The organism is Cellulomonas sp. GbtcB1 (genome assembly GCF_019091725.1).
Taxonomy (GTDB): Bacteria; Actinomycetota; Actinomycetes; order Actinomycetales; family Cellulomonadaceae; genus Cellulomonas.
Genome location: NZ_JAGXJG010000004.1, coordinates 86,325 through 112,655, shown reverse-complemented (window position 1 = coordinate 112,655; position 26,331 = coordinate 86,325). Strand labels below are relative to the sequence as shown.

At 75.8% G+C, this 26,331-nt stretch carries 25 protein-coding genes; 16 read left to right on the top strand and 9 right to left on the bottom strand.

Going from position 1 to position 26,331, the window contains the following annotated elements; all coding sequences use genetic code 11:
- Positions 1-4: 4 nt before the first annotated feature.
- Positions 5-1,141: a carbohydrate ABC transporter permease gene (locus KVT14_RS03005; RefSeq protein ID WP_217614296.1), complete on the top strand. Its 1,137-nt coding sequence runs from the start codon at positions 5-7 to the stop codon at positions 1,139-1,141.
- On the top strand, positions 1,138-2,067 hold the full coding sequence (locus tag KVT14_RS03000; RefSeq protein WP_217614295.1) for a carbohydrate ABC transporter permease: 930 nt from the start codon (positions 1,138-1,140) through the stop codon (positions 2,065-2,067). Before KVT14_RS03005 ends, KVT14_RS03000 begins: the two co-directional genes overlap by 4 nt.
- Positions 2,068-2,139: 72 nt before the next feature.
- Here KVT14_RS03000 and KVT14_RS02995 read toward each other — a convergent pair whose 3' ends face one another.
- Together KVT14_RS02995 and KVT14_RS02990 are read right to left on the bottom strand one after the other, a co-directional pair.
- Positions 2,140-3,111, bottom strand: a complete 972-nt coding sequence (locus tag KVT14_RS02995; protein ID WP_217614294.1) for a phosphotransferase family protein — start codon at positions 3,109-3,111, stop codon at positions 2,140-2,142.
- Between the two features lie 65 nt (positions 3,112-3,176).
- Positions 3,177-3,947, bottom strand: a complete 771-nt coding sequence (locus KVT14_RS02990) for a hypothetical protein (protein ID WP_217614293.1) — start codon at positions 3,945-3,947, stop codon at positions 3,177-3,179.
- Between the two features lie 208 nt (positions 3,948-4,155).
- Between KVT14_RS02990 and KVT14_RS02985 the strand changes: the two genes are divergently transcribed.
- The 4 genes from KVT14_RS02985 to KVT14_RS02970 all read left to right on the top strand — a co-directional run bounded on the left by KVT14_RS02985 (position 4,156) and on the right by KVT14_RS02970 (position 7,775).
- On the top strand, positions 4,156-5,373 hold the full coding sequence (locus KVT14_RS02985; RefSeq protein ID WP_217614292.1) for an amidohydrolase family protein: 1,218 nt from the start codon (positions 4,156-4,158) through the stop codon (positions 5,371-5,373).
- A gap of 54 nt (positions 5,374-5,427) precedes the next feature.
- Entirely contained in the window at positions 5,428-6,288 is an 861-nt protein-coding gene (locus KVT14_RS02980; RefSeq protein ID WP_217614291.1) for a hypothetical protein, read from the top strand.
- 93 nt (positions 6,289-6,381) lie between these two features.
- Complete coding sequence (locus tag KVT14_RS02975) at positions 6,382-6,858, top strand: GNAT family N-acetyltransferase (RefSeq protein ID WP_306795691.1); 477 nt, start codon at positions 6,382-6,384, stop codon at positions 6,856-6,858.
- A gap of 62 nt (positions 6,859-6,920) precedes the next feature.
- On the top strand, positions 6,921-7,775 hold the full coding sequence (locus tag KVT14_RS02970; protein ID WP_217614290.1) for an NAD(P)-dependent oxidoreductase: 855 nt from the start codon (positions 6,921-6,923) through the stop codon (positions 7,773-7,775).
- A gap of 258 nt (positions 7,776-8,033) precedes the next feature.
- On the opposite strand, the gene KVT14_RS02965 is transcribed toward KVT14_RS02970, so the two are convergent.
- Complete coding sequence (locus tag KVT14_RS02965) at positions 8,034-10,112, bottom strand: M48 family metallopeptidase (RefSeq protein ID WP_217614289.1); 2,079 nt, start codon at positions 10,110-10,112, stop codon at positions 8,034-8,036.
- Positions 10,113-10,206: 94 nt separating this feature from the next.
- Here KVT14_RS02965 and KVT14_RS02960 point away from each other — a divergent pair, with 94 nt between their 5' ends.
- Positions 10,207-10,689, top strand: a complete 483-nt coding sequence (locus KVT14_RS02960) for an NUDIX domain-containing protein (RefSeq protein ID WP_217614288.1) — start codon at positions 10,207-10,209, stop codon at positions 10,687-10,689.
- Positions 10,690-10,768: 79 nt separating this feature from the next.
- On the opposite strand, the gene KVT14_RS02955 is transcribed toward KVT14_RS02960, so the two are convergent.
- Both KVT14_RS02955 and KVT14_RS02950 read right to left on the bottom strand, forming a co-directional pair.
- Entirely contained in the window at positions 10,769-11,743 is a 975-nt protein-coding gene (locus KVT14_RS02955) for a glycosyltransferase (RefSeq protein ID WP_217614287.1), read from the bottom strand.
- Between the two features lie 83 nt (positions 11,744-11,826).
- Positions 11,827-12,876 (bottom strand): GGDEF domain-containing protein, encoded by a 1,050-nt coding sequence (locus KVT14_RS02950; protein WP_217614286.1) that lies wholly within the window; start codon positions 12,874-12,876, stop codon positions 11,827-11,829.
- Between the two features lie 69 nt (positions 12,877-12,945).
- Here KVT14_RS02950 and KVT14_RS23365 point away from each other — a divergent pair, with 69 nt between their 5' ends.
- The 4 genes from KVT14_RS23365 to KVT14_RS02930 all read left to right on the top strand — a co-directional run bounded on the left by KVT14_RS23365 (position 12,946) and on the right by KVT14_RS02930 (position 16,272).
- Positions 12,946-13,950, top strand: coding sequence for a DMT family transporter (locus KVT14_RS23365; protein WP_308160854.1), 1,005 nt, complete (start codon positions 12,946-12,948; stop codon positions 13,948-13,950).
- Positions 13,910-14,476 (top strand): N-acetyltransferase, encoded by a 567-nt coding sequence (locus KVT14_RS02940; RefSeq protein ID WP_306795689.1) that lies wholly within the window; start codon positions 13,910-13,912, stop codon positions 14,474-14,476. Before KVT14_RS23365 ends, KVT14_RS02940 begins: the two co-directional genes overlap by 41 nt.
- Before the next feature lie 140 nt (positions 14,477-14,616).
- Complete coding sequence (locus KVT14_RS02935) at positions 14,617-15,255, top strand: hypothetical protein (protein ID WP_147796090.1); 639 nt, start codon at positions 14,617-14,619, stop codon at positions 15,253-15,255.
- A 105-nt stretch (positions 15,256-15,360) separates the two neighbouring features.
- The gene (locus tag KVT14_RS02930) at positions 15,361-16,272 is read left to right on the top strand and encodes a VOC family protein (protein WP_217614285.1); all 912 of its coding nucleotides are present in this window, start codon (positions 15,361-15,363) and stop codon (positions 16,270-16,272) included.
- A gap of 119 nt (positions 16,273-16,391) precedes the next feature.
- On the opposite strand, the gene KVT14_RS02925 is transcribed toward KVT14_RS02930, so the two are convergent.
- Positions 16,392-17,447 carry a glutathione S-transferase family protein gene (locus KVT14_RS02925; protein WP_217614284.1) on the bottom strand — a complete coding sequence of 352 codons (1,056 nt, stop codon included), beginning with the start codon at positions 17,445-17,447 and terminating at the stop codon, positions 16,392-16,394.
- A gap of 129 nt (positions 17,448-17,576) precedes the next feature.
- Here KVT14_RS02925 and KVT14_RS02920 point away from each other — a divergent pair, with 129 nt between their 5' ends.
- Positions 17,577-19,394: a hypothetical protein gene (locus KVT14_RS02920; RefSeq protein WP_308160853.1), complete on the top strand. Its 1,818-nt coding sequence runs from the start codon at positions 17,577-17,579 to the stop codon at positions 19,392-19,394.
- 43 nt (positions 19,395-19,437) lie between these two features.
- Here the strand turns inward: KVT14_RS02920 and KVT14_RS02915 are convergent, their stop codons facing one another.
- Positions 19,438-20,637, bottom strand: a complete 1,200-nt coding sequence (locus KVT14_RS02915) for a hydroxymethylglutaryl-CoA synthase (RefSeq protein WP_147796093.1) — start codon at positions 20,635-20,637, stop codon at positions 19,438-19,440.
- Between the two features lie 231 nt (positions 20,638-20,868).
- Positions 20,869-21,381 (bottom strand): hypothetical protein, encoded by a 513-nt coding sequence (locus tag KVT14_RS02910; protein WP_217614283.1) that lies wholly within the window; start codon positions 21,379-21,381, stop codon positions 20,869-20,871.
- 84 nt (positions 21,382-21,465) lie between these two features.
- Between KVT14_RS02910 and KVT14_RS02905 the strand changes: the two genes are divergently transcribed.
- Positions 21,466-22,068, top strand: a complete 603-nt coding sequence (locus tag KVT14_RS02905; protein WP_217614282.1) for a hypothetical protein — start codon at positions 21,466-21,468, stop codon at positions 22,066-22,068.
- Positions 22,069-22,125: 57 nt separating this feature from the next.
- Here the strand turns inward: KVT14_RS02905 and KVT14_RS02900 are convergent, their stop codons facing one another.
- Entirely contained in the window at positions 22,126-23,178 is a 1,053-nt protein-coding gene (locus tag KVT14_RS02900; RefSeq protein ID WP_217614281.1) for a hydroxymethylglutaryl-CoA reductase, read from the bottom strand.
- Positions 23,179-23,297: 119 nt separating this feature from the next.
- Between KVT14_RS02900 and KVT14_RS02895 the strand changes: the two genes are divergently transcribed.
- The 3 genes from KVT14_RS02895 (at position 23,298) to KVT14_RS02885 (ending at position 26,325) form a co-directional block, all read left to right on the top strand.
- Positions 23,298-24,074: an LLM class F420-dependent oxidoreductase gene (locus KVT14_RS02895; RefSeq protein WP_217614280.1), complete on the top strand. Its 777-nt coding sequence runs from the start codon at positions 23,298-23,300 to the stop codon at positions 24,072-24,074.
- A 128-nt stretch (positions 24,075-24,202) separates the two neighbouring features.
- Positions 24,203-24,940, top strand: coding sequence for a metal-dependent transcriptional regulator (locus tag KVT14_RS02890; RefSeq protein WP_246855028.1), 738 nt, complete (start codon positions 24,203-24,205; stop codon positions 24,938-24,940).
- Positions 24,941-25,092: 152 nt separating this feature from the next.
- Complete coding sequence (locus KVT14_RS02885) at positions 25,093-26,325, top strand: MFS transporter (protein WP_217614279.1); 1,233 nt, start codon at positions 25,093-25,095, stop codon at positions 26,323-26,325.
- Positions 26,326-26,331 lie beyond the last annotated feature (6 nt).

Sequence of the window (26,331 nt, the reverse complement as noted above, 5' to 3'; positions counted from 1 at the left end):
GCCGGTGTCGACCAGGTCGGCCGTCCCACCCGACGCGCGACGCGTCGGGTGGGGGCAGCGGTTCTCGCGGTGGGACATCAAGGTCTCGCCCTACCTCTACGTCTCGCCGTTCTTCCTGCTGTTCGCGGTGTTCGGCGCGTTCCCGCTCCTGTTCAACGTGGTCGTCGCGGTGCACGACTGGCACCGCCGGGCCGGCATGGGCGACTTCGTCGGGCTCGACAACTTCACCTGGGTGCTGCGGCAGCCGCTGTTCTGGCGGTCGCTCGAGAACACGTTCTCCATCTTCCTGTGGGGCGCCGTCCCGCAGCTGGTCCTCGCGCTGCTGATCGCGGCGGTGCTCGACCAGAACCTGCGGGTGCGCACGTTCTGGCGGATGAGCGTGCTCGTGCCGTTCGTCGTGATGCCCGTGGCCACCGCGATGATCTTCGGGCAGGTGTTCGGGCAGTTCGGGCTGCTGGTGCCGAACCTCCAGGAGCTCGGCCTGCTCACCGGGTCGGACTCGCCGTTCTTCTCCGACCGGCTGCTGTCGCACATGGCCATCGGCTCGATGGTGGTGTTCCGGTGGACCGGCTACAACGCGCTGATCTTCCTCGCCGCGATGCAGGCCGTGCCCCGGGAGCTCTACGAGGCGTCCACCGTGGACGGGGCCGGCCGGCTCCGGCAGTTCTTCTCGGTCACCCTGCCGAGCATCCGGCCGACGATGATCTTCGTGACCCTGACGATGACCATCGGCGGGCTGCAGATCTTCGACGAGGTCCGGCTGTACGACGGCGGCGGCACGGGCGGGGGCAAGGGCGGCGCCGACAACCAGTGGACCACCGTCGTCCTCTACCTCTACGAGCTCGGGTTCGGCGACTGGCAGGACCGCCTCGGCCAGGCCGCGGCGGTCGGCTGGATCTTCGCCGTGATCATCGCGGTGTTCTCCCTGGTGAACTTCCTGCTCACCCGGTCCATCTCGTCGTCGCGGTCCCGGGCGCCCCGGATCACCCGCGCGCAGCACCGGGCCGCCGTGGTGCGGGCGCGGGCGGTCGCCGCGGCGTCGACCCGGCCCGAGGTGGCCGCGGCCGCCGCACCCGGCCGGGACGGACCGCAACCCGACGCGCAGGTCCACGACGACGTCCAGGAAGGAGCGAGCCGATGAGCACCGGGTACATCGGGAACACCGCGGGCAAGGGGGCGGTGCGGTACGCGCAGAAGCGCGCGGCCCGCGGCCGGCCCGTCCGGCAGCACGACACCGGGGGACGCCGCCCCGGGCCGGGGTCGTACCTGTTCCTGCTCGTCGTCTTCGTGGTGTCGGTCTTCCCGCTCTACGCCGCGGCGATGTACGGGTCGTCCACCAGCCAGGAGATCGCCCGGGCGGTCGGCGACCTGCCGACCTGGTTCCCGACGCTCGTCCTGCTGGAGAACTTCCGGGAGGTCGTCACCGCGTCGCAGTTCAACTTCTGGATGGCGTTCGCGAACTCCGTGCTGGTCGCGGTCGCGGTGACCGCGTCGACGGTGTTCTTCTCGACGCTCGCCGGGTTCAGCTTCGCCAAGCTGACCTTCCGGGGCCGTCAGGTCCTCTACGTGACCGTGATCGCCACGATGGCGATCCCGGCGCAGGTCGGCACCATCCCGATGTTCATCATGATGAACGACTTCGGCTGGATCGACTCGCTGGCGGCGCTGACCGTGCCCACGCTGGTCACGGCGTTCGGCGTGTTCTGGATGACCCAGTACCTGCAGGAGGCGCTGCCGTTCGAGCTCGTCGAGGCGGCCCGGGTCGACGGGGCGTCGATGTTCCGCACGTTCTGGTCCATCGCGATGCCCGCGGCGCGGCCGGCCGCCGCCACGCTCGCGCTGTTCACGTTCGTCGGGTCGTGGAACAGCTTCTTCTGGCCGTCGGTCGTCATGCGCTCGCAGCTGACGATGCCGCTCGTGGTGCCGCAGCTGAAGGGCGCGTTCACCAGCGACACCGGCCTGGTGATGTCGGGGGTGTTCCTGGTCGCGGCGCCGCTGCTGGTGGTGTTCGTGGTCGCCGGGAAGCAGCTGGTGTCCGGCGTCATGGCGGGGGCGGTCAAGGGCTGACGCGCGCGGGTGGCTCGGGCGTCCCGGGCGGGGGCGGGGCGGGTCGCGGGGTGCCGCGGCCGCCCCGCCGCGTCACACCCCGAGCCCGTTCAGCGCCCGGGCGAGCGAGCGGCGGTTCGCCGCGTCGTAGCCCGCGACCCAGTCGCCCTGGTACCCCCGGATCGGGGCCTCGATCGTCATCACCAGGCCGAGCCACATCCGGGCGAGCAGCAGCCGGGCGGCGGCGCCGGGCGAGGTCACGTCCCGGTCACCGACCAGGGCGGCGGGCAGCCCGTCCCACATCGGGTCGGCCCCGACGAGGTCGAGCAGCGGGTCGCCCCACAGCGCGCGCTCCGGGTCGATCACGCCGAGCAGCGCCCCGGTCGCGGGGTCGACGAACAGGTTGCCGGGCCACAGGTCGGTGTGCACGAGCCGCGGCACGGTCACCTCGTCGAGCGCCCCGGCGTGCGCGGCGAGCGCTGCGCGCACCCGGTCGGCCGGGATTCCGGGGACGGCGCCGCGCTCGGCGTCCGCGAGCAGCGCCCCGACCACCGCGGTGAACGCCGCGCGCCAGGTCGTCGCCTGGAGCAGGGGCTGCTGCGGGTAGCCGAACCGCTCGCCGGTCACCGTGCCGATCCGGCCCAGGAGCGCCCCGAGGTCGGCCTGGGCGCGCGCGGCCCGCGGGTCCTCCGCGGGCGGCCCGAAGCCGGCCGCCGCCCACGGGACGCCGTCGAGGTGCGCGGCGACGACGACGTCCCCCGGCACGACCTCGCGGCTGAAGTCCGTGTGCAGCAGGGCGGGCATGAGCAGGTCGGGCCGGTCGGCCGCCAGCGCGTACACCGCGGCCTCGGTGCGGATCAGGTCGCGCTCGTGGGTGAGCAGGCCGGGGGAGTCCGCGGGCGCCGTCTTCACGACGACCCGCCCGCCGCCGGCGAGCCCGACGCGGTAGGTGGTGGCGAACTGGCCGCCCTCCAGGCGCTCCGCCGTCGCGAGCGTGCCCACCGGTGCGACCAGGGCGCGCAGGGCGTCGGCGGTCAGGGTCCGGGGCGTGGCGTCGTCGGGCACGGGGAGCAGCGTAGACGGCGTGCGGGGCCCCTGACCCGGGACCCCGCACCCCGCCCGCGCGGTCGTCAGCCCCCGAGCCCGGCCCGGTCGACGCGGCGGTGGAACCGCATGCCGGCGACCCCGCCCAGCACCGCGCCCACGAGGCTGACGACGGCGACGACCAGCAGCGCGACGATGCCGCCGGTGGTCAGGTCGCCCTCGCCGACGGGGATGCGCGGGAAGCTGTCCAGCCGCCCGAGGACGTCGTACTGGTCGCCGGCCACCAGGGCCGCGACGGCCACGACGATCGCGATGACGACCGCCCACAGCCAGACGGCGAGGCCCTGCTTGGCGCCGTCGAACCGCGCCATCCGGCCCGCGACGTACCCACCGCAGTAGTAGGCCAGGAACAGGACGACCGCGAGCACGACCGCGCCGACGACCCCGATGGACGTGGGGTCGGTCGCCGCCTGGTCGGCGGCCTCGCCGACGGAGGTGTCGTTCGCGACGCCCACCGCGGCGCCCGCGGCCGCGGCGACGGCAGTGAGCAGGACCGCCGTGCCGGTGGCCGTGAGCCAGCCGAAGAACGCCGAGCCGACCTTGATGCCGCCGTACTCCTCCTTCTCGCGGGCCACGACCGCGTGGCGGTCACGGGCCCGGGCCTCGGCGAGGGCCGGGGCGTCCACGGTGCGGTCGCCGTCCGGGGCGGTGGCGACGTGCGCGCCCTCGGCGTGGTGGCCGGGCGCGCGGTCGGCGGGCGGGTCGGCGGGGCGGTCGGCGACGTGGTCCGCGGGGCGGTCGGTGGTGCGGTCGGCCGGGCGGTCGGGCGTCGTGCGGGGGTCGTCGGAGGTGCTCATGGGGGGGTGCTCCTCGTCTCGGCGTCGCCCGGCGGTCGCGGGTCGACGGTGCTGGCCGGACCGGCGCGGCGCCGCACCGGTCCCGGTGCGGGCAAGGTAGGTCGGTCCGCGGGCGCGCGCGACCGCAGCGGGCCGGCGCGACCGAGGCCCGGCGGGGGTGCGGCCCGGCCGCGACGGGGGGCCGGCGCGGCGGTGGCACGATGGCGCGGTGGCACACGACGACGCGACGCTGATCATCCGGGACGTGCGGCCGTGGGGCGGTGCGCCGTCCGACGTGGGGATCGCGGGGGACCGGATCGCCTGGGTCCGGCCGTCCGGCGCCGCCGATCCCGCTCCGGGCGCCGAGGCCGTCGACGGGCGCGGGCTGCTCGCGCTGCCCGGCCTGGTGAACACGCACGCGCACGCCGACAAGAGCTGGTGGGGCCTGCCCTGGCAGTCGTACGGCGGCGAGGGCGGCACGCAGGGCCGGATCGCGCACGAGCGCGCCCGCCGCGACGAGCTCGGCATCCCGAGCGCCCCGGTCGCCGAGCGGGTGCTCCGGGAGTACCTGCGCACCGGTACGACGCGGGTCCGGACGCACGTGGACGTCGATCTGGGCGTGGGCCTGCGGGGCATCGAGGCGGTGCGCGAGGCGGCCGCGGCGCTGGACGGCGCGGTCGAGCTGACCGTCGTCGCGTTCCCCCAGGACGGGGTCCTGCGGCGCCCGGGCGTCCTGGAGCTGCTGGACCGGGCCGCCGCCGCGGGCGCGGAGCACGTCGGCGGCCTGGACCCGGCGCTGATCGACCGCGACCCGGTGGGGCAGCTCGACGGGCTGTTCCGGATCGCCGCGGAGCACGGCTGCGGGCTCGACATCCACCTGCACGAGCCCGGCGACCTCGGCGCGTTCGAGATCGAGCTGATCCTCGACCGCGTCGAGCGGGACGGGATCGCCCCGGGCAGGGTCAACGTGGCGCACGGGTTCGCGGTCGTCGACGTCGACCCGGCGCGACGCCGCGACCTGCTGGACCGGATGGGCGCGCTCGGCGTGACGATGACGACGGTCGCGCCGGTGCGGATGCGGCAGCTGCCGCTCCCCGAGCTGGACGCGGCCGGCGTGCGGTTCGGGTTCGGCACGGACGGCATCCGCGACCTGTGGAGCCCCTACGGCGACGGCGACCTGCTCGGCATCGCCTGGCAGTACGCGCGCGCCGGCGGCGTGGTGCGGGACGAGGACCTGGTCCGGGTGGTCGAGATCGCGACCCGCGACGGCGCGGCGTTCGTCACCGACGAGGTGCACGACCTGGTGCCCGGGGCCCGCGCGGACGTGGTGCTGCTCGACGCGGAGAACCCGATGGACGCGCTCGTGCGGCGGGTGCCGCGGTCGGCGGTCGTCGCGGGCGGTCGGGTCGTCGACCTCGCGGCGCTCGCGGCTCGCCCGTGGGAGTGACGGCGGCCCTCGGGCTTCCGTCCTGCCTGCCGCGTCAGGCACCCTGAGGGGGCGATGCGGGAGGACGAGCGGCGGCTGGACGTGGTGGGCGCCTCGCCGCGCGCCGTGTACTGGGGCGTGCTCGTGGTCAGCGGGGCGCTCGCGGTCTGCCTCGCCGTGGCGGGTGCGCGGATGCTCCTGGACCCGGACGCTCCGGGCGCCTGGGCGCCGCTCGGGAGCGCGGGGGCGCTGGCGGGCGGCGCCGCGTGGCTGGTGGTGACGTGGTCGTTCCACCGGAACTACCTGCACGTCCCGCGACCGACGCCGCACCGGGTGCGGGTCGAGGAGGTCGCGGGCCGGCCGGCCGTCGTGGTCGTCTGGCGGACGGTGTTCCGCCGGCAGCCCCTGCTCGTCTCCGTGGTCGTGGTGCTGGCGGGCGGGGCGTGGACGACCGCGCTCGTCGCGCTCGACGACTGGGCGTGGTGGGTGCCGCTGCTCGTCGTCGCGCCGGTCCTGCTCGGGCTCCCGGACCGGCTGCTCGAGCTGGCCCGCCCGCTGCGGCTGGTGCTGACCCCCGAGGGCCTCGGCACGACCGCGCTCGACGGCGACGCCTGGCTCGACTGGGACGACGTGCGCGAGATCGCGGTGGTGCAGGACGACCAGTGGGCGGTGGTGCGGGTGCTGCCCGTGCCCCGGCCGGCGTCGTGGCGGCACCGGCGGCGCGCGCGGTTCCTCCCGGCGGCGGCGGCCGGCGAGCCGTGCGTCGACGTGCCCGGGCCGGCCTTCCCGGTCGACCCCGGCGCCGTGATCGCGGCGCTGGAGCACTACCGCGCGACGCCGGCGGCGCGGGCGGAGCTGGCCGGGGAGGCGGGGCGGCGCCGCGTGCTGGGCGAGGTCGACCGGGGGCCGCGGGGCGGGACGCCCCAAACGCCGTGACGCCGGGCCGCGCCGGTGCCACCATCGACCCGGTGACCGCCGAGCTCCGCCCCTGGACCCCCGCCGACGCGGGCGCGCTGCGCGCCGCCGTGGCTGCCGCCCCCCGACCTCGCCCGGCAGACCGGCGGTGCCGACCTGTCGACGGACGCCGCGGCGGCCGAGCACATCCGCCGGCACCTCGCGCCGCGCGGGCCGTGGTCGTACGGGTTCGCGGTGGCGGTCGACGGACGCGCCGTCGGCCACGTCGGGATCGGGGCCGTCGACGACGTGCACGGCACCGCGTGGCTGTCCTACTGGCTGGCGGCGGAGGCGCGCGGCCGTGGGCTCGCGACCGCGGCGCTCGTCGGGGCCTCGGCGTGGGCGGTGCGCGAGCTGGGGACGTTCCGGCTCGAGCTCGGGCACCGCGTGAACAACCCGGCGTCCTGCCGCGTCGCGACCCGGGCCGGCTACCCGGCCGAGGGCGTCGAGCGGGCGAAGCTGCGGTACGGCGACGAGCGGTTCGACGTGGAGACGCACGCGCGGCTCGCGACGGACCTCGCGCCGGAGGTCGTCGGGCTCCCGGTGCGGTGACGCCGGGCGCCGCGGGCGGCCCCGCGGTGGACGGCGCGGCCGGGCCGGGCGAGGATGCCGCCATGACCGAGACCGTCGCCGTGACCGGCGCGCTGGGCAAAGTGGGCCGCGCGGTGGTGCAGGACCTGCTCGCGCACGGGTACCGGGTGCAGGCGTCCGACGCCCAGGGCCCCTTCGGGGAGCGCGCCGGGCTGGGGGTGGACGTGCTCCGCGCCGAGCTCACCGACTACGGGCAGGCCGTCGAGGCGCTCGCGGGCTGCTCCGCGGTCGTGCACCTGGCCAACATCCCGCAGCCGGGGATGGAGTCGCCGCCCGACACCTTCAACCGCAACATGGCCGCCAACGCCAACGTGTTCCTCGCCGCCCAGCGGCTCGGGCTGCGCAAGGTCGCGTGGGCCTCCAGCGAGACGACGCTCGGGCTGCCGTTCGAGGTGCCGCCGCGGTACGCCCCGGTCGACGAGGCGCACTTCCCACACCCGACGACGACCTACGCGCTGTCGAAGGTGCTGAGCGAGGACCTCGCCGCGCAGGTGTCCGAGTGGTCGGGCATCCCGTTCGTCGGGCTCCGGCTGTCGAACGTGTTCCCGGCCGAGGCGTACGCCGCGGTGCCGTCGTTCCAGGACGACCCGGCGGCGCGGCGGTGGAACCTCTGGGGCTACATCGACGCGCGGGACGCGGCGACCGCCTTCCGGCTCGCGCTCGAGGTGGAGACGACCGGCTCGCAGAACGTCATCATCGCCGCGGCCGACACGATCATGGACACGCCGTCAGCCGACCTGCTGGCCGCCGAGTTCCCGGGTGTCCCGGTGCGCAAGGAGCTCGGGACGCACGAGACGCTGCTGGCGATCGACGGGGCGCGGTCGCTGCTCGGCTTCGAGCCGCAGCACTCCTGGCGCGACGAGGTCCCGCGGGGCTGACCGGCCACGCTCGCGCCGCGCGCGCCGCGCGCCGCCGCGGCGAGATCGGTCGTCCGGCGCGAGATCGGTGGCCGGGAGCACCGATCTCGGGCGGAGACGCCGATCTCGGCGGGCGGCGCCGGCGGCGGCTTCGGTGGTTCCCGCCCGGTTCGGTGCGTGCAGGGACCGAACTCGGCTGGTTGCACCGAACTCGGCTGGTTGCACCGAACTCGGCTGGTTGCACCGAACTCGGCGCGGCGCCCTGCTGGGCGCGCCGGGTCAGGCGCGGGCCCGGGCCTTCGCGGGCGTGCGGCGCAGGGACAGGACCGCCGCGGCGAGCACGGCCTCGGAGTTGTCCGCGAGCTTGTCCGCGCCGTACCGGCCCTTGAGCCGCACGGTGCCGCCGCGCTTGAGCACGAGCGTCGCCCGGAGCGGGACCTTGCCCCGGACCTTCGCCGTCGCGACCTCCTCGAACGGCAGGTAGCGGTACCGGGCGGCGAGCTCGCCGACGGACGCGCCCTCGATCAGCGCGGCGAGCCGCTTGCGCCCCGAGCCCCGGCGCGGTGCCGGCACCAGCACGAGGCCCTCGTCGAGCACGAGCACGTCGTGCCGGGCGCCGTCGACCGACACCGACGCGACGCCCGCGAGCAGCGACGCTCCGAGCGCGTCGGCCTGCGCCGACTCCTGGCCGGCGCGGTCCACGTCGACGCGCAGCGCGGTGAGGTGCGCGCGGGCGTCCGCGACCGTGCGCGGGTCCGCGGCGAGGACGGCGAGCGGGCGCGGGTCGATCGCCTCTCCGGCCGCGTCGACCAGGCGGGGGCCGCCGAGCCAGGGCTGCTCCCAGCGGGCGATGCCGGCCTGGACCGCGGCGGAGCGCACGACGACCTCGAGCGCGTCGACCAGCGTGCCGGCGTCGTCGGCGTCGGTCCCCGGGGTGGGCTGCGCGGCCGGAGTTCCGACCGGGCCCGGCGCGGCCGGAGCACCGGCCGGGACCGGCGCGGACGGTGCTCCGGCCGGGACCGGCGCGGACGGTGCTCCGGCCGGGCCCGGCGCGGGCAGCGGACCGGCCGGGTCCGGCGCGGACGGCGTGCCGACCGGGCGCGCGGCCGGCAGCGGACCGGCCGGGACCGGTGCGGACGGCGCCAGGCCCAGCTCGAGCGCCAGCTCCGGCCCCCGTCCCTGCGCCACGAGGCCGAGGACCGTCGCCAGCGTCGCCCGCGGCAGGCCGGCGAGCCGCGCCGCCGCCCGGTACACGCCGTCCGCGAGGCGCTGCCGGTTCCGCGTGGTGGCCGCGGCACCGAGCTCGGGCCAGTCGAGCCGCGGCCGGTCCTCGAACCGGAGCGAGCCCTCGGCGACCATCGCGGCGGCGTCCGGGAAGCCCGGGACCAGCAGCGTGGCGCGGCGGGTGTCGCGCGCGCGGTGCACGTCGGGCATCCGGTCCATCGCGGCGATCCGGGCGGCGTGCGACGGGTGGCTGTCCCACCGGGACTGCGTCGCGTCGGGGTCCTGACGGCGCAGGTCGGCGAGCTCGTCGGAGCGGGCGGCCAGCAGCGCGTCGAAGCCGCCGAAGAACGCCGGCGCCGCGGGGGCGAGCCCGACCTCGAACGCCGGCGCGACGTAGACCCCGGTGTAGTGCGCCCAGGCGGCCGAGACGACCTCGACCTCGCGCAGGGCCTGCTGCGCGACGGCGCGCCCGGCGACGGCGACGCTGATCTCGTCGGCCTCCAGCTCCTGGCGGCGGCTGACGGCGGCGGACACCAGCATGTACAGCCAGGCGTAGCCCATCAGCAGCCACCCGACGATCGAGCCGGCCGTGGCCTGCACCGTCGCCATGACCACCGCGCGCCCGCGGTAGGCGAGCGGGCCGAGCCGGGTGTGGTTCCGCGAGTAGTGGCCGAGCTCGTGGGCGAGGACCGAGCGCAGCATCGCGACGTCGAGCCCCTGCACGAGCGGCACGCCGAGGTACATCCGGCGCCGGCCGCCGACCAGGCCGAGCAGCCGGGCCTCCTCGGACACCGCGGCGTTGACCTCGGGCACGAGGCGGATCTCGTCGGGCGCGCGGGTGTGCGCGGCGGCCGACAGCTCGCGCACGACGGTCCACAGCTCGGGCGCGGACTGCGGCGGGACCTCGACGCCGTGCGGCGGGGCGGCTTTCGCGCGGGCGACCTTCCACAGCGCGGAGACGATGCCGAAGACGAGCACCAGGGCGAAGATCGCGAGGTAGCCCGCGCCCCGGACGTGGTCGGTGCTGAACGCGAGCACGCTCAGCCAGCCCAGGAGGACCGCCAGGCCCACGGCGACGACGTAGAAGCCGGCGAGCATGACGAGGGACAGCGCGGCGCGCAATGTGGTGATCATCGGCGCCGGACGCTAGCACCGGCCACGGCCCGCGCGCCCGGTGGGACCGCCACGTCCACCCAGGTGGCGGCCTCGGGCACCTAGCATCGGGGGCGTGCCGACCCCTGACTTCGTCCTCGACCTCCGCGCCCGCATCGGGCACGACCTGCTCTGGCTGTCGGGGGTGAGCGCCGTCGTGGTGCGCCCCGGGGCCGACGGCCGCGACGAGGTGCTGCTGGTCCGCCGGGCCGACAACGGCGCCTGGACGCCGGTCACCGGGATCATCGACCCGGGCGAGGAGCCGGCGGTCGCGGGCGCCCGCGAGGTGCTCGAGGAGACCGAGGTGGTGGCGGTCGCGGAGCGGCTGGCGTGGGTGCACACGCTGCCGCCGATGGAGTACGCCAACGGCGACCGCTCCCAGTACCTCGACCTGACGTTCCGGTTCCGCTGGGTGTCGGGGGAGCCGGGGCCGGGCGACGGCGAGAACACCGAGGCGCGGTGGTTCCCGGTGGACGCGATGCCGGCGATGTCGGACGAGATGGTGGCGCGGGTCGCGCACGCGCTGGCGCCGGAGGGGCCGACCCGCTTCGTCGTCTGACGCCGGGACTCCTGATCGCCACCCGATCGTCGCGCTGCCGCCCGATCGATCGGGTGCCGGTGCGAGAACCGGGCGGGGTTCAGGACGGGACGCGGCGGCGCGTCGCGCGGCGCAGGGCCAGCAGCTCCCGGTGGAACGCGACCCGGCGGCGCAGGCGCAGCAGCTCCTCGTCGACCTCGGCCCCCGCGCCGGCCGGGCCGCCCGCGCGGCCCGCGCCCGCGAGCGCCGCGCGCAGCCGCCGCCCCGACAGGAGCCCCCACGTCGCCACCAGCTTCGCCGCCGACTCCGCCGCGGCCGGCCGCTTCCCGAGCAGGTGGTGCGCGAGGTACGCCTCGCCCCGCCCGCGCCCGGTGGCCTGCCGCGCGAGCCGCGCGGGGTCGAGGCGCTCGGGCTCGGGGTGGTGCTCGACGGTCGCGCCGGCGACGGCGCCCTGCCGGAAGCCCGCGGCGAGCACGTCCAGCCGGAACACGGTGTCCTCGGCGCCGGGGTAGCGGGCGGTGCCGAGCGACTCGTCGAACGGGACGGCGTCCAGCACCGCGCGGGTGGCGCCGATGCTGGCGGCGGCGAACTCGCGGCCGACGGCGGGCGGCTCCGGGACGACGGCGAAGTAGGCGGACGCGAGCGCGGGGCTCAGCCACGGCCGTTCCAGGTGCGGCGCGAGGGCGACGGACCCGCCGACCAGGTCGGCCTCCCCGCGACGCAGCGGCTCGGCCATCCGCCGGACCCAGTGCGGCGGGACGTGCACGTCGTCGTCGGTGAACAGGACGACCGGCGCGGCGGCCGCGGCGACGCCCGCGTTCCGCGCGCGGGCGATGCCGGGGCGCGGCTCCGCGACCACGCGCAGCCGGGGGTCGCGACGGGCGGCGTCCGCGAGCACCGCGGGGGTCGCGTCCGTCGAGCCGTTGTCCACGACGACGACCTCCGCCGGCAGGTCGGCCCGTTCGGCCTCGTCGAGCGCGGCGCCGAGGTGGTCCAGCGTCGGGCGCAGCCGGCCCGCGCCGTCGCGGGTGCAGACGACGACGGTCACCTCGGGCGTGCCGGGTCCGGCCCCCATCCGCGTGCTCCGCTCGGTCCGTGCCTCGGGCGGTCGCCCCCACCCCGGTGCAGTATGCGACCGGTGGGGCCGTCCGCGGAAGGTCAGCGGCCCTGGTGGGGGAGCGGGTCGGGGTGCGGTCCCGGGTGCGGTCCCGGGCGCGGTCCCGGAGGCGCGCCGGGGGGCGCGCCCGGCGCCGGCGTTGCGGGCGGGCGACCCACGTGCCGGTCCCGCTTGGCCCCGTACAGCGCGACGTCGGCGTGGGCGAGCAGGTCGCGCACGGTGTCGTCGGGGCGGGCGTCGGCGATCCCCGCGCTCCACGGGGTCGCGCACCGGGTGCGCGCGTCGGCGACCCAGCGCCGGGCCGCGGCGGCGTCGAGGCCCGGCAGCACCACGACGAACTCGTCGCCGCCGACCCGGCCCACCACCGTGCGGCCGGCCGCCGGTCCCCGCCAGGAGGCGACGAGCTCGACCAGCACGTCGTCGCCCGCGAGGTGGCCGCGGGTGTCGTTCACGGCCTTGAAGTCGTCGACGTCGGCGGACACGACGGCCAGCGGCGCCCCCGTCCGGCGGGCCTCGCGCAGCCGGGTCTCCAGGCGCTCCAGGACGGCGGCCCGGGTCAGCGCGCCCGTGAGGTCGTCGGTGGTCGCGTGCCGGCGGAGCCAGTGCGTGACGTTCCCGAGCAGCGAGGTGCTGGCGACCGTCATGATGACGACGACCAGCCAGGTGAGCGCGTGGAACGGCGCGGGTGCCAGAACCATCCCGACGGTCACGGCCGCGATCGCCTCGGCGACGAGCAGCGCGGCGACCCGGGTGCGGAACGCGTAGGCGGCGTACTGCGCGGCGGTCATCACGCCGATGGACAGCACGACCAGCCCCTCCGCGGTCTGGCAGGACGTGAGCAGCAGGCCTGCGCCCAGCAGGGCCACCGCCAGCGCGGCGGGCATCGTCCAGCGGCGGGCCGGCACCACGAGCACGCCGACCGCCAGCGCCCCGAGCAACCCGGCCGCCGCGAACCACAGGCCCACCGGCGACCGCGGGCTCAGCGGGAACAGACCGCCGCCGAGGACCAGCACCGCCATGAGTCCCAGCGCGCAGGCCAGGTGGCCCCGGGTCGCGTAGAGCCGGGGTGCCCGCGCCTCGGACCTGCCCATGCCCAGGGTGTCGGCACGTGCGCCGCCGGAGGTAACAGGGCGCGCGGGTGAGCCGCGTATCCTCCGCGGGTGCCTCTTCCCGCCCGCACCGGACCCGTGCTCGCCCTCGTCGGGGCCACGCTGTTCTGGGCCGGGAACTACGTCCTGGGCGCGGTCGCCGTGCAGGACATGACCCCGGTGAGCCTGACCGCGCTGCGCTGGGCGCTCGCGGCCGTGCCGCTCGCCGTGATCGCGCAGGTCGTGGAGCGGCCGGACTGGCGCGCGGTGCTGCGCACCTGGCCGCGGCAGGTCGTCCTCGCGCTGCTCGGCATGGTCGGGTACGCCCTGTTCGTCTACACCGCCCTCCAGCACACCTCGTCCGTGAACGCGTCGCTGGTGAACGCGCTGAACCCGGCGCTGATCGCGCTGCTCGGCGCCGCCGTGGTGCGCCGGGCGCCGTCCGGGCGCGCCGTGGCCGGGATGCTCGTCGGGCTGGTCGGCGTGCTGGTGGTGCTGACCGGCGGCCGGCTCGGCGCGCTGACCTCGCTCGAGCTCAACGTCGGCGACCTCCTGATGGTCGGGGCGATCGTCGTGTGGAGCGTGTACACGATCGGCGGGCGCGGGCTCGCGGGGGTGCCGCCCATCGCCTCGACCGCCGTGCAGGCCGCGATCGCCGCCGTGGTGATGGCCCCGTTCGCCGCGACCGGGCACGTGCACTGGCCGTCCGGCCGGGACGCCACGGTCGCGCTGGTCGTCATCGCGGTGCTGCCGTCGGTGGGGTCGTACCTGCTCTGGAACCTGGCGCTGCGCCGGGTGCCGCCCGCCGAGGCCGGGTCGTACCTCAACCTGATCACGGTGTTCACGGTGCTGATCAGCGCGGCCACGGGGTACGCGCTCGGCGCGGCGCAGGTCGTCGGCGGGGTGCTGGTGCTCGGCGGGGTGCTGCTGGTGCGGGACCGCGCGCCACGTGCCGCGTCTCCCACCGCGTCGGACCCGGCCGGTAGGGTCGCTGGCCATGCGGGTGAGACCGTTCGCGACGTGCGACCTGCCGGGGATGTACCGCGTGTGCCTGCTGACGGGCGACGCGGGGACTGACGCCACGCCCGTGTACCGGGACCCCGACCTGCTCGGGCACGTGTACGCGGGCCCGTACCCGGTCGCGGACCCGTCGCTCACCTGGGTGGTCACCGACGACGACGGCGTCGCCGGCTACGTCGTCGGCACCGCCGACTCCCAGGCCTTCGCCCGCTGGCAGGAGGAGGCGTGGTGGCCCGCGCTGCGGGAGCGGTACCCGCGGCGCCCCGAGGTCGCCGGCTACCGGGACCACGAGCTGCTCGGCACCGTGCACGACGGGTGCCGGTACGACCCCGCGGTCACCGACCGGTACCCGGCGCACCTGCACATCGACCTGCTGCCGCGCGCCCAGGGACGCGGCCTCGGGCGGACGCTGATCGAGACGCTGGCCGGGGCGCTGCGCGAGCGCGGCGTCCCCGGGCTGCACCTCGGGGTGGCCGAGCAGAACGCCGGGGCGATCGCGTTCTACGACCGGGTCGGGTTCCGGCAGGTCGAGGCGCACGCGTGGGGCCGGACGCTCGGGATGGACCTCGGCGCGGCGGCGTGATCCTCGGCGCGGCGGCGTGATCCCGCCCCGCGCGCCGCGTCCGCGCCCGGTTCCGCCGCGCGCGCGGGCCGGTCGCGTACCGTGACCCGCAGCGGACCAGCGGCGGGACCCCCGCCGGACGCCGGCGAGAGGAGGGCGTGGTGAGCGACACCGGGTACGGCGACTTCGAGTTCGAGCGCCGGTTCTTCGTGCGGACGCCGCCCATGGAGCTGCTGTCCGAGCCCGACCCGGTGCTCATCGTGCAGTCGTACTTCCTGGCCCAGGACGGGTACGCGCTCCGGCTCCGGGTGCAGGCCTCCGGGCTGCGGCTGCCGCTCGGCCCCGACGCCGACCCGCTGGACGTGCTCGAGGAGGTCGGCGACCGGTTCGAGTTCTGCGCCGTCACGCTCAAGGGCCCGATGAACGTCGGCACCCGGTACGAGGCGGAGCGGGAGATCGACGTCGTCGTCGGCACCGAGATGATCCGCCGCGGCGGGCACCGGATCGTGAAGAACCGGTACTCCGTGTGGCTGGGCGCCGACGGCTGGGTGGTCGACGTGTTCGGTGGGGCGAACGCGCCGCTCGTCGTCGCCGAGTGCGAGCGCTCGGGCCCGGTGACGGACCTGCAGATCCCGGCGTTCTGCGAGTCCGAGGTCACCGACGACGCCCGGTTCGCGAACGACGGCCTGGCGCGGGTGCCGTACCGCGGCTGGGCGGGGGACTACGAGGCGGAGCTGCGCGAGCGCGGGCCGCGGTTCCTCACGGACTTCGGCCGCAACGACCTGCAGCGCCGGGGCTGACGGCGCGGGTCCCCGCGCGACCGGCGCCCGGTCGCGCGGCTCCGGCGCGCCCAGACGCCGACGTGTGTCTCGACAACGGTTGAAGGCTCAACTATTGTTCTCGGCATGACCACCGCCGACCCGCGCCCCGCCCTCGACCGCCTCGCCGCCGACACCGCCATGGGCCCCGTGACCCTGCTGGTCGGCGACCTCGACCTGCAGCTGCGGTACTACCGCGACGTGCTCGGCCTGCAGGTCGTCGAGCGCCCGGACGAGCGCATCGAGGGCGTCGGCCGCCCCGACGTCGTCGTCCTCGGGCGGGGGACCCAGCCGCTGATGGTGCTCCGGCACACGCCGGACCTGCCGCCCACCAGCCGCGGCCAGGCGGGCCTGTTCCACACCGCGATCCTGTTCGACACCCAGGAGGCGCTCGCCGCGACGCTCGCGTCGGTGGCCGCCCGGGCGCCGCGCACCTACGTCGGCAGCGCGGACCACCTCGTGTCCGAGGCGTTCTACCTGACCGACCCGGAGGGCAACGGCGTCGAGCTGTACTGGGACCGCTCGCGCGACCTGTGGGGCTACGACGAGCAGGGCCGGGTCCTCATGGACTCGCTGCGACTCGACCCGAACGAGTTCATCCAGGGTCACGTCACCGACGCCGCGCTCGCGGCGCCGGCCGGGAAGCCGGTGGTCGGGCACGTGCACCTGCAGGTCGGCGACGTGGCCGGGGCGCGGGCGTTCTACGTCGACGCGCTCGGCTTCGACGTGATGGCCGAGTGGCACGGCGCGCTGTTCGTCTCGGCCGGCGGGTACCACCACCACATGGCGATGAACACCTGGAACTCGGCCGGCGCCGGGCCGCGGGCGAGCAGCCTGGGCCTGGGCGAGGTCACCCTGGTGGTGCCCGGGACCGACGACGTGGGCGCGCTGCGCGAGCGGCTCGCGGCGCACGGCGTCCCGGTGCGCGACGACGGCGCGACCGTGACGTTCGACGACCCGTGGCGCAACGTGGTCCGGGTGCGCCCCGTCGCGGCGTAGCGCGCCGGCGGCTCCCGGGCCGAGGGTCCGTGAGGTCGTCACAACCGCGCGAGGTCGTCACGTCTTCGTGCCGACCTCGTCACCTTGTGACGACCTCACGGCCGGCGGCGGCGGCGGGGTCAGCCCGCCATCGCCTCCGCGGTGTGGGCCGGGTCCACCCGCTCGCCCTCGCGGACCGGGCCGGGCGGGGTGCCGTCGCCGAACGGGCGGCCGCCCAGGGACTCCCGGCCGTGCTCGGTCAGCCAGCCGCGCAGGTCCGGGCCCGCCGGGACGATCTGCGTCGGGTTGATGTCCTCGTGGACCACGTAGTAGTGCCGCTTGATGTGGTCGAAGTCGATCGTGTCGCCGAACCCGGGGGTCTGGAAGAGGTCCCGGGCGTACGCCCAGAGCACCGGCATCTCGGTCAGCTTGTCCCGGTTGCACTTGAAGTGGCCGTGGTACACCGCGTCGAACCGGACCAGCGTGGTGAACAGCCGGACGTCGGCCTCGGTGATCGTGTCGCCGACCAGGTACCGCTGGGTGGACAGCCGCTCCGACAGCCAGTCCAGGCGGGAGAACAGCCGCCGGTACGCGCGCTCGTACGCCTCCTGCGACCCGGCGAACCCGCAGCGGTACACGCCGTTGTTCACGTCGGTGAACACCTTCCGCGCGACCTGGTCGATCTCGTCCCGCAGGTGCTCGGGGTACAGGTCGGGCGCGCCCGCGCGGTGGTGCGCCGTCCACTCGGTCGACAGGTCGAGGGTCAGCTGTGCGTAGTCGTTCGTGACGACCACCCCCGACGGCACGTCGACGATCGCCGGGACCGTGATGCCCTTCGGGTAGTCCGGGAACCGCCGGAAGTACGCGTCCTGGATCCGCGGGATGCCGAGCACGGGGTCGACGCCGCCCGGGTCCAGGTCGAACGTCCAGGAGCGGGCGTCGTGCGTCGGGCCGCACACGCCTAGCGAGATCGCGTCCTCGAGCCCGAGCAGCCGGCGGACGATGATCGCCCGGTTCGCCCACGGGCACGCCCGCGACACCACGAGCCGGTACCGGCCGGGCTCGACCGGGTAGCCGTCCCGGCCGTCGGCGGTGATCCGCGTGGTGATGTAGCTCTGGTCGCGGACGAACTCCTCGCCGCTGGTCACGTACGCGCCGGCGGTGCTGAACTCCTGCTGGGCGCTCTCGGGGGTCATGCCTCGATCATCCCCGACCCGGAGCGCCCGCGCCGCCCCGCGCGTCGCCCGGGCGGCCCGCGGCCTCGCCGGGCGTCGGTGGGGGTGCCTACAGTGGCGGGGTCCCCGTGTCCCCGGCCCCGGAGAGCCGTGCCTGCCGCACCCGCCCGCCCGACCCGTCCGCACCGGCCCCTGGGGCTCCGCCCGTGGCGCCCCGTCGCCGCGCTGGCCGCCCTCGGGCTGCTCGCCGCCTGCACCGGTGGGGGCACCGACGGCGCGACGCCCGACCCGACGCCCTCGGCGGTGACGCTGCGGTCGGCCGTGACGCTGCCGGACGCCCCGACCACGGTCGTCCCGGACGGGACGGCGGCCGGGACGGCGCTCGCGGTGAGCGCCGCGCTGTTCACCGAGGCGCCCGTCGCGGTGCTGGTCGCCGACGAGGCCCCGGAGGTCGTCGCCCCCGCCGCCACCGCGGCCGTCGCGCTCGGCTCGCCGGTGCTGGTCGCGGGCGCGGGCGTGGCCGACGAGCTCGACCGCCTCGGCACCACCGACGTGGTCGTGGTCGACGACGCCGACGGGCGCGCCGCGCTGGCCGCCGACCTCCCGGACGGGCTGCGGACCTACGGCGTCGACGCCGCGGACCCCGCGCTGGCCGACCTCGGGCTGGCCGTGGGGGAGGAGCAGGAGGTGGACGACGGCGGGCTGGTCGCGGCCGTCGCGGCGCTCACCGGGCCGGAGCCGGCGCTGCTGCGGGCCGCGGCGCGGTCCGACGACGCCACGGCCCCGACGGCGTCGCCGTCCGGGACCCCGGGCGCTGGGTCGAGCGACGCGGAGGCCACGGCCGACGCCGCCTCCACCCCGGGCCAGGACGACGTGCTCGGTCTCCCCACCACCACGATCGAGCCTCCCGCGCCCGCCGACGCCGCGGCCCTCCTCGTCGACACGCACGCCGCCCCCGCGGGCACCGCCGTCGCTGCCGCGACCGCCCGGGCCGCGGGCCTGCCGGTCGTCGACGTGCCCGGCGCGGACCCCCGCGCCACCTCCGCCGCGGTGCAAGCGCTCACGGGGGTGGAGACGGTGGTCGCGGTCGGGTCGTCGTTCGGCGACGCCGCCCGGCTCGGTCCCCGCGTCGCCAGCGCCTCGACGGGCGTCGAGCTGCCGGGCGGCGGCCAGCTGGTGTTCCCGGACCCCGCGTCGGCTCCCGGCGTGGACGGCAAGCGCTACGTCGCGCTGTACGGCACGCCCGGCACCGCGGCGCTCGGCGTGCTCGGGGAGCAGGACGTCCCGGCGACCATCGCGCGCGCCGAGCAGACCGCCGCCCCGTACCGGTCGCTCACCCCCGACACCGTGGTGCCGACCCTCGAGGTCATCGCGACCATCGCGTCGGCCGCGCCGGAGCCGGACGGCTCGTACTCGCGCGCGCGGTCGGTCGACGAGCTGCGGCCCGTCGTCGAGGCCGCGCAGGCGGCGGGGCAGGCGGTCGTCATCGACCTGCAGCCCGGCCGCACCGACTTCCTGACGCAGGCGCAGCAGTACGCCGAGCTGCTCGCCTACCCCCACGTCGGGCTCGCGCTCGACCCCGAGTGGCGGCTCGCGCCCGACCAGGTGCACCTGCGCCAGATCGGGTCGGTCGGCATCGACGAGGTCAACGCCACCGCCGACTGGCTCGCGACGTACACCCGCGACCGGCAGCTGCCGCAGAAGATGTTCCTGCTGCACCAGTTCTCGCTCCGGATGATCACCGACCGCGAGCGGCTGCACACCGGCCACGACGAGCTGGCCATGATCATCCACGCCGACGGCCAGGGGTCGCAGCCCGCGAAGGCCGGCACCTGGGCGACGCTGCACCAGGGCGCGCCGGACGTGCACTGGGGCTGGAAGAACTTCTACGACGAGGACACGCCGATGCTGGACCCGGCGCAGACCTACGCGGTGCAGCCGGTCCCGGACCTGGTGACGTACCAGTAGGCGGTCACGACGACCGCCGCCCGGTCCGGGCGGCGTCGCGTCGTCAGGCGACCGCGGTCGCCGCGGCCTCCGTGCGCTCGTACAGCCGCTGGTGCCCCGTGATCGCCGCGAGCCGGAACGGGCCGCGGGTCAGGCGCTCGACGTCGTGGTCCCCGCCGTCGACCGGGTTCACCGGCGCGACGATCCGCAGGTACTCGGCGTGCGACACCTCGTCGCGCTCGTCGAGCAGCCGGCGGTGCGCGGCGGCGCGCAGGTGCGCGCGGTACCCGGGCTGGACGACGCCGGTGAAGAGCTCGCCGACGGCCCCGGAGCCGTAGGAGAAGAACCCGATGCGCGAGCCGCCCAGGTCGTCCGCCGCGTGGTCGAGCAGCGACGCCAGGCCGATGTACATCGACGCGGTGTAGGAGTTCCCGATCTCGCGGTTGTACCGGAGGGTGTCGGCGATCTGCGCGTCCATCACGTCGGCGTCGCGCGGGGCGCCGGCCAGGCGGGTCAGGTGCGCGTGCGCCTTCACCGCCATCTTGGTGAACGGCTGGTGGTAGACGAACGCGTCGATCTCGCCGAACTCGGCGCCGCCCTGGGCGCGGAAGTCCTGCCACGCCCCGGTCAGCGAGTCGGTGTACGCGCGGAGCGACAGCCGGCCGTCGACGACCGCGGTGGTCCGGTAGTTCGGCCGCCAGAAGTCCATGACGTCGGTGGTGTGCAGGCCGGAGACCGGCTCGATCGCGACCAGCCGCGGGTTCGCGGTGACCAGCATCGCGACGGCGCCGCAGCCCTGGGTCGGCTCGCCGGAGGACCCGACGTCGTAGCGGGCCACGTCGGAGCAGATGACGAGCACCTTCTGCTCCGGGTTCCGGGCGACGAGCGCCAGCGCCATCTGCAGCGCGGAGGTGCCGGAGTAGCAGGCCTGCTTGAGCTCCACGACGCGCGCGGCCGGGTTCAGACCGAGCAGGTGGTGCACGTACACCCCGGCCGACTTCGACTGGTCGATGCCGCTCTCGGTCGCGAGCAGGACGGTGCGGATCGCGGCCCGCTCGTCGTCGGACAGGTCCTCCACGAGGGGGAGCGCGGCCGCGGCGGCCAGCGTCACGACGTCCTCGTCGGGCGCGCACACGCTCATCCGGTCCTGGCCGAGGCCCACCGTGTACTTCGCCGGCTCGACGCCGTGCACGGGCGCCAGGTTCGCCAGGTCGAGGTACCGGCCCGCGGTCGCGAAGGCCAGGTCGTCGATGCCGAGCTGCATGTCGGGGTGGGATCCTCTCCGGCTGGACGTCGTCCGCGGGCGGGTGACCCGGCGTCCGACGGGCCACGGGTGCGGCCCGCCGTCATCGGCGGTCACGCGAGGCCCGGACGACTGTAGCCCTGCGTGCGAGCACCGACCAGCGAGCGCCGGGACTCTTCACCTGCTCCACACGCAACGCGCGGGACGCCTGGAATCATCCCGTTCGTGAACGTGGTCACGATCACGGAGCAGTCAGCCGACCTCCGGTTCTCCCGCCGCGACTCTCGGGATCCCTGCGTGCGCTTCCGGATGCACCAGGGTGATCACGTGATCACCACGATGGATCACACGTGCCACGAGATCCTCGCGCCGTGCGACGACCCCCTCCGCCGGAGCGCCGTCAACGACGAGCGCTTCCGGCGTCAGGAGCACCTCGTGCGGTGCGCCCACCCAGATCGCGCGGAGCGCCGCGTGGTCGACCCTCTCCGTGTCGACGCAGCGCCCGGCGAGCGAACGTGCCAGCGTGACCGTTGCCACGTCCACATCCGTCATGCCTGGAGCGGCGCGACGGGTCTCGAGGACGATGTCGTTCCCGGCCTCGTCCTCCCAGCGTGATAGCGCGCAGTCCGGCGCCGCTCCCACCCAGCCGGTCATGACCTCGGTGCATCGAGGTCGGGGGCCGGCCGCGGGCTGGAGCAGGTAGTGGGGCGGCGGAAGCGGATGCGGCCCGTCGTCGGCCGCAGCGCCCCGGGCGTCGGGATTCACGTGTGCTCCTTCCATGGGGGAACCGGTTTCTGTAGCGTAGAAGCGGGGGCCTCCCATGGGAAGACGGAGGCTGAGATGTCACGCATGGCACGAACGCGCACGTCCAGGGCCGGCGTCCTGGCGCTGCTTCTGGCACTCGTGAGCGGAGCCGGCTCCGCGGTCGCTGCCGAGGTGCCGGGGCCGGAGCTCGTCATCGATGTCGAGATGCAGGCGGTCGGTTTCGACGAGTCTGTGGCCGCGGCACACGGCTACGCGATCGTCACGGACGATGACGGAGCACAGCGATCGGTTCCCGTCACGGCCGAGGCGCACGCGGAGGAGGCGGCGATCGCCCGCAAGCGCGCGCTGGGACGGGCGACGGTCGTGGCCGGGTCGTGCGGTACCTCACGGATCGTGATCACCGACAGCACGGGCTTCCGCACGGCCGGCATCAGCACGTCCTTCAACGTCAACCGGCCCGCTGTCGGGTACTCCTGGTTCGTTGACGTCGCCGGCGGCGGGTCGTCGGTGAGGCGGACGTTCAGCGGCGCGCTCGCGTCGCGGACGTCCTGGCAGCACACGTTCGCCCATTCGGTGCCCAAGGCGGGCAGCTACATCGCGTCCGTGGCGCGGACGAGCAACGCCGTGCTGAACAACGGGACGATCTGCTTCAGCGGCGGTCCATCCGACGTGAGCTGGGTGTCGTGACGAGCGGGCACCGCGGCGCGCGTTCTGCGGACGTGCGCTGCGGTGCCTCGTCTGCGCTCAGCCCTTCGCCGGGGCGCCGCGCTCCAGGGTCAGGTGCGCGGCCATCAGCTCGCCCGGGTTCGTCTGCGCCGCCATCAGCGACAGCTCGCCGCACAGCACCGTCGCCGCGCACAGCACCGCGAGCCGGCGGGCGTTGTCGCCGGGCTCGCGCTCCTCGCGGCAGCCGAGCCGGACCAGGTTCTCCTCGACGAAGTCGAGCCCCTTGCCGTTGCCGACCGTGCCGACGATGAGGTTCGGCAGCGTGCAGGAGAAGTACAGGTCGCCGTCGCGGACCTCGGCGTGGGTCAGGCCCTGGGAGCCCTCGACGATGTTCGCCGCGTCCTGGCCCGTCGCCAGGTAGAACGCCAGCAGCATGTTCGCGTAGTGCGCGTTCGCCGACCGCAGGCCGCCCGCGAGCATCGTGCCGATGAGGTTCTTGCGGATGTTCAGCTGGACGACCGCCTCGGGCGTCGTGTGCAGGAACCGCTCGACGTGCCGGCGGGGGAGCGCGATCTCGGTCACGACGTTCTTGCCGCGCCCGAGGATGCCGTTGACCGCCGTCGCCTTCTTGTCCGAGCAGAAGTTGCCGGAGATCGAGCCGTAGCGGACGCCCGGGACGGTGGCGAGCACGTGGTCCATGAGCTTGTCGGCCGCGTTGGTCACCATGTTGTGGCCCGACGCGTCGCCGGTGGTGAGCTCGAAACGCACGAACAGCAGGTTCGCGGCGATCTGGACGTGCAGGTCGATCAGCCGGGCGAACCGGCTGCTGGTCGCGACGACGGCCGCCAGCTCCTCGCGCCGGGACGACAGGTGCTGCCAGGCGGCGAGCGCGGCCTGGGCGTCGTCGGCTTCCAGCAGCACGGAGCGGGACATCCGCTCGTCGACGAGGGTGGCCTTGATCCCGCCCTCGACCATCGTCGACAGCCGGGCGCCGCGGCGGACGGACGGCCACAGCGGCGACTCGTACGTCGCGAGCGGCACCTCGGTCTCGCCGGACATCACGTTGCCGCTGATCCGCAGGGGTCCGACCCAGCGCAGGGGGATCGGCGCGGACGTGTCGGCGGCGGGCATGGGGACCTCCGGGGATCGGGTGCGGGCGCGCGGCCGGGCGCGGCGGTGCGCGTGGTTCGGCGCGTCGGCCAGCGTAGACGCCGGGCGCACGCCCGTCCGCGCGGACGTACGGTCTGTCCATGACGCGACCGCTCCGCATCGGAGTCCAGATCCAGCCCCAGCACGCCGACTACGCGCAGATCCGGGACGCGGTCCGCCGCGCCGAGGACCTGGGCGTCGACGTGATCTTCAACTGGGACCACTTCTTCCCGCTCTACGGCGACCCGGACGGCAAGCACTTCGAGTGCTGGACCATGCTGGGCGCCTGGGCGGAGCAGACCAGCCGGGTGCAGATCGGCGCCCTGGTGACCTGCAATTCGTACCGGAACCCCGAGCTGCTGGCCGACATGGCCCGCACGGTCGACCACATCAGCGGCGGCCGCCTGATCCTGGGGATCGGCGCCGGGTGGTTCGAGAAGGACTACGACCAGTTCGGCTACGAGTTCGGCACCCCCGGCACGCGGATCGCCGAGCTGGCGTCCGCCCTGCCGCGGATCAAGGCGCGCCTGGCGGCCGGCAACCCGGCCCCGACCCGCGACATCCCGATCCTCGTCGGCGGTGGCGGCGAGCGGAAGACGCTGCGGGTCGTCGCCGAGCACGCGGACGTGTGGCACTCGTTCGGCGACCTGGACACGCTGACCCGCAAGAGCGCGATCCTCGACGAGCACGGCGAGGCCGTCGGCCGGGACACCGCGGCGCTGGTCGAGCGCAGCGTCGGGGTGAGCGCGCCGCCCGCCGAGGTCGCGGCGCCGCTGGTCGAGGCGGGCGTGACGCTGTTCACGGTCGGCGTCGGGGGTCCGGACTACGACCTGGGCCTCGTGGAGCAGTGGGTGGCCTGGCGCGACGCCCAGGGCTGACCGCGGCCGCCGAGGTCGTCGGCTGCGCCCGAGGTCGTCGGTTCCGCACCCCTGCGGTGGACGGAACCGACGACCTCGGCGGGCGCGACGCGGATGGGGTGGCGGCCGCGGGCCCTAACCTTGTCGGCGTGAGCGAGACCAGCGACCTGACCCCCGTGGCCCAGGACTACCTCAAGGTCGTCTGGACCGCGCGCGAGTGGTCGTCCGCCCCGGTGACCACCAAGATGCTCGCCGAGCGGCTGGGCGTCGGGGCGTCGACCGTGTCGGAGACCGTGCGCCGGCTCGCCGACCAGGGCCTCGTGGAGCACGCGCCGTACGCGGCGATCACGCTCACCGAGGAGGGCGTCCGGCACGCGGTGCAGGTCGTCCGCCGGCACCGGCTGATCGAGACGTTCCTGGTCAGCGAGCTCGGGTACGCCTGGGACGAGGTGCACGACGAGGCCGAGGTGCTCGAGCACGCCGTGTCGGACCTCATGGTCGAGCGGATCGACGCGCGCCTGGGCCACCCGACGCGTGACCCGCACGGCGACCCGATCCCCGCGCCCGACGGCACGGTGCCGACGCCGGCCGCGGACATGCTGTGGGAGCTCACCTCGGGGTCCGGCCGGATCGCCCGGATCTCCGACGCCGACCCCGGCCTGCTGCGGTACCTCGCCTCGGTGGGCGTCGTGCTGGACGCGCGGGTCGAGGTCGTCGAGCGCCGGGACTTCGCCGGGATGACCGCGGTGCGGGTGCTGCCGCCGCTCGACGGCGGGTCGCTCGCGGACGCGGCGGCCGAGGCCGTGGGCGCCGCCGCCGAGGCGCGGCCGGTCGAGCTCGGCGAGGTCGCCGCACGCGCGATCTGGGTGCTGCTCGACCCGGCCTGACCCGCGCCGCGGTCCGCGACCGACCGGCCGGTAGGCTGGGCGGAACCGGACTCCTCGCCGACGCGGTCTGCCGGGACGGGCCGCCGCACCCGTCGGCGCGCCAGCCGCCGGGTTCCACGCGGTCCACCGACGACGACCGCGGGGAGCCGCACATGCACACGAGCACGCCGGGCACCGGGCCCGCCGTCGACACCGACGTGGTCCTGGACCCGAGCCTGGTCCGCCGCCGCGCGCGGCTGCCGCTGCTGGCCCTCGCGCTCGGCGGGTTCTCGATCGGCACCACCGAGTTCGCGACGATGGGCCTGCTGCCGCTCATCGCGGAGAACCTCGACGCCACGATCCCCGAGGCCGGGCACGCGATCACCGCGTACGCGCTCGGCGTCGTCGTCGGCGCCCCGCTGCTGACCACGATCGCCGCCCGGATGGACCGCCGGAGGCTGCTCCTGCTGCTGATGACGGCGTTCACCGTCGGCAACGTGCTGTCGGCGCTCGCGCCGTCGCTCGGCTGGCTGGTGGCGGCGCGGTTCGTCGCGGGTCTGCCGCACGGCGCGTTCTTCGGCGTCGGCGCCGTGATGGGCGCGCACGTCGCGGGACCGGGCCGCCGCGGACAGGCCGTCGCGACGATGATGGCCGGCCTGACGATCGCGAACGTCGTGGGCGTGCCGCTGTCGACCGTGCTGGGGCAGGTGTTCGGCTGGCGGGTGGCGTTCGTCGCCGTGGGCGTCCTCGGAGCGCTGACCCTGCTGGCGCTGCTCCGGTTCCTGCCCGGGCTGCCGGTGCGGGACGGCGCGACGGTGCGCGCGGAGCTCGGCGCGCTGCGCAACGGGCGGCTCTGGGTGGCGTGCGCGGCGGGCTCGATCGGGTTCGGCGGCATGTTCGCCGTGTACTCCTACGTGTCCCCGCTGCTGACCGACGTCACCGGGCTGGCCGAGGCGACGGTGCCGATCGTGCTCGCGCTGTTCGGCGTCGGCATGACGGCCGGCACGCTGCTCGGCGGGCGGCTGGCCGACCGCTCCGTCGCCCGGACCGTGCTGCTCGGCTTCGCGTCGACGATCGTCGCGCTCGTGCTGATCGCGGTGCTCGCGCAGTGGGTCGTCCCCGGCGTGCTGGCGATCGTGCTGCTGGGCGTGACGACGCAGGTGCTGGGGCTCTCGCTGCAGGCCTGGCTCATGGACCTGTCGCCGACCGCGCCGTCGCTCGGCGCCGCGCTGTGCCACTCCGCGCTGAACGCCGGGAACGCGTTCGGGGCCTGGGTCGGGGGGCTCGTGATCGCAGGCGGGCTCGGCTACGTCGCGCCGGCGTGGGTCGGGGCGGGGCTGACCGTGATCGGCCTGGTCATCTCGGGGATGGTGCTGGGCGGGGCCGCCCGGCGGCGCACCGCCTGACCCCGG

Excerpts from the sequence above, each read along its gene's own strand:
- KVT14_RS02940 (WP_306795689.1), top strand. The coding sequence starts at position 13,910 with ATGTACCGCGTGTGCCTGCTGACGGGCGACGCGGGGACTGACGCCACG.
- KVT14_RS02895 (WP_217614280.1), top strand. The coding sequence starts at position 23,298 with ATGACGCGACCGCTCCGCATCGGAGTCCAGATCCAGCCCCAGCACGCC.
- KVT14_RS02905 (WP_217614282.1), top strand. The coding sequence starts at position 21,466 with ATGGCACGAACGCGCACGTCCAGGGCCGGCGTCCTGGCGCTGCTTCTG.
- KVT14_RS02980 (WP_217614291.1), top strand. The coding sequence starts at position 5,428 with ATGCGGGAGGACGAGCGGCGGCTGGACGTGGTGGGCGCCTCGCCGCGC.
- KVT14_RS02950 (WP_217614286.1), bottom strand. The coding sequence starts at position 12,876 with ATGGGCAGGTCCGAGGCGCGGGCACCCCGGCTCTACGCGACCCGGGGC.
- KVT14_RS02930 (WP_217614285.1), top strand. The coding sequence starts at position 15,361 with ATGACCACCGCCGACCCGCGCCCCGCCCTCGACCGCCTCGCCGCCGAC.
- KVT14_RS02990 (WP_217614293.1), bottom strand. The coding sequence starts at position 3,947 with ATGAGCACCTCCGACGACCCCCGCACGACGCCCGACCGCCCGGCCGAC.
- KVT14_RS03000 (WP_217614295.1), top strand. The coding sequence starts at position 1,138 with ATGAGCACCGGGTACATCGGGAACACCGCGGGCAAGGGGGCGGTGCGG.
- KVT14_RS02955 (WP_217614287.1), bottom strand. The coding sequence starts at position 11,743 with ATGGGGGCCGGACCCGGCACGCCCGAGGTGACCGTCGTCGTCTGCACC.
- KVT14_RS02965 (WP_217614289.1), bottom strand. The coding sequence starts at position 10,112 with ATGATCACCACATTGCGCGCCGCGCTGTCCCTCGTCATGCTCGCCGGC.
- KVT14_RS02925 (WP_217614284.1), bottom strand. The coding sequence starts at position 17,447 with ATGACCCCCGAGAGCGCCCAGCAGGAGTTCAGCACCGCCGGCGCGTAC.
- KVT14_RS02915 (WP_147796093.1), bottom strand. The coding sequence starts at position 20,637 with ATGCAGCTCGGCATCGACGACCTGGCCTTCGCGACCGCGGGCCGGTAC.
- KVT14_RS02885 (WP_217614279.1), top strand. The coding sequence starts at position 25,093 with ATGCACACGAGCACGCCGGGCACCGGGCCCGCCGTCGACACCGACGTG.
- KVT14_RS02900 (WP_217614281.1), bottom strand. The coding sequence starts at position 23,178 with ATGCCCGCCGCCGACACGTCCGCGCCGATCCCCCTGCGCTGGGTCGGA.
- KVT14_RS02970 (WP_217614290.1), top strand. The coding sequence starts at position 6,921 with ATGACCGAGACCGTCGCCGTGACCGGCGCGCTGGGCAAAGTGGGCCGC.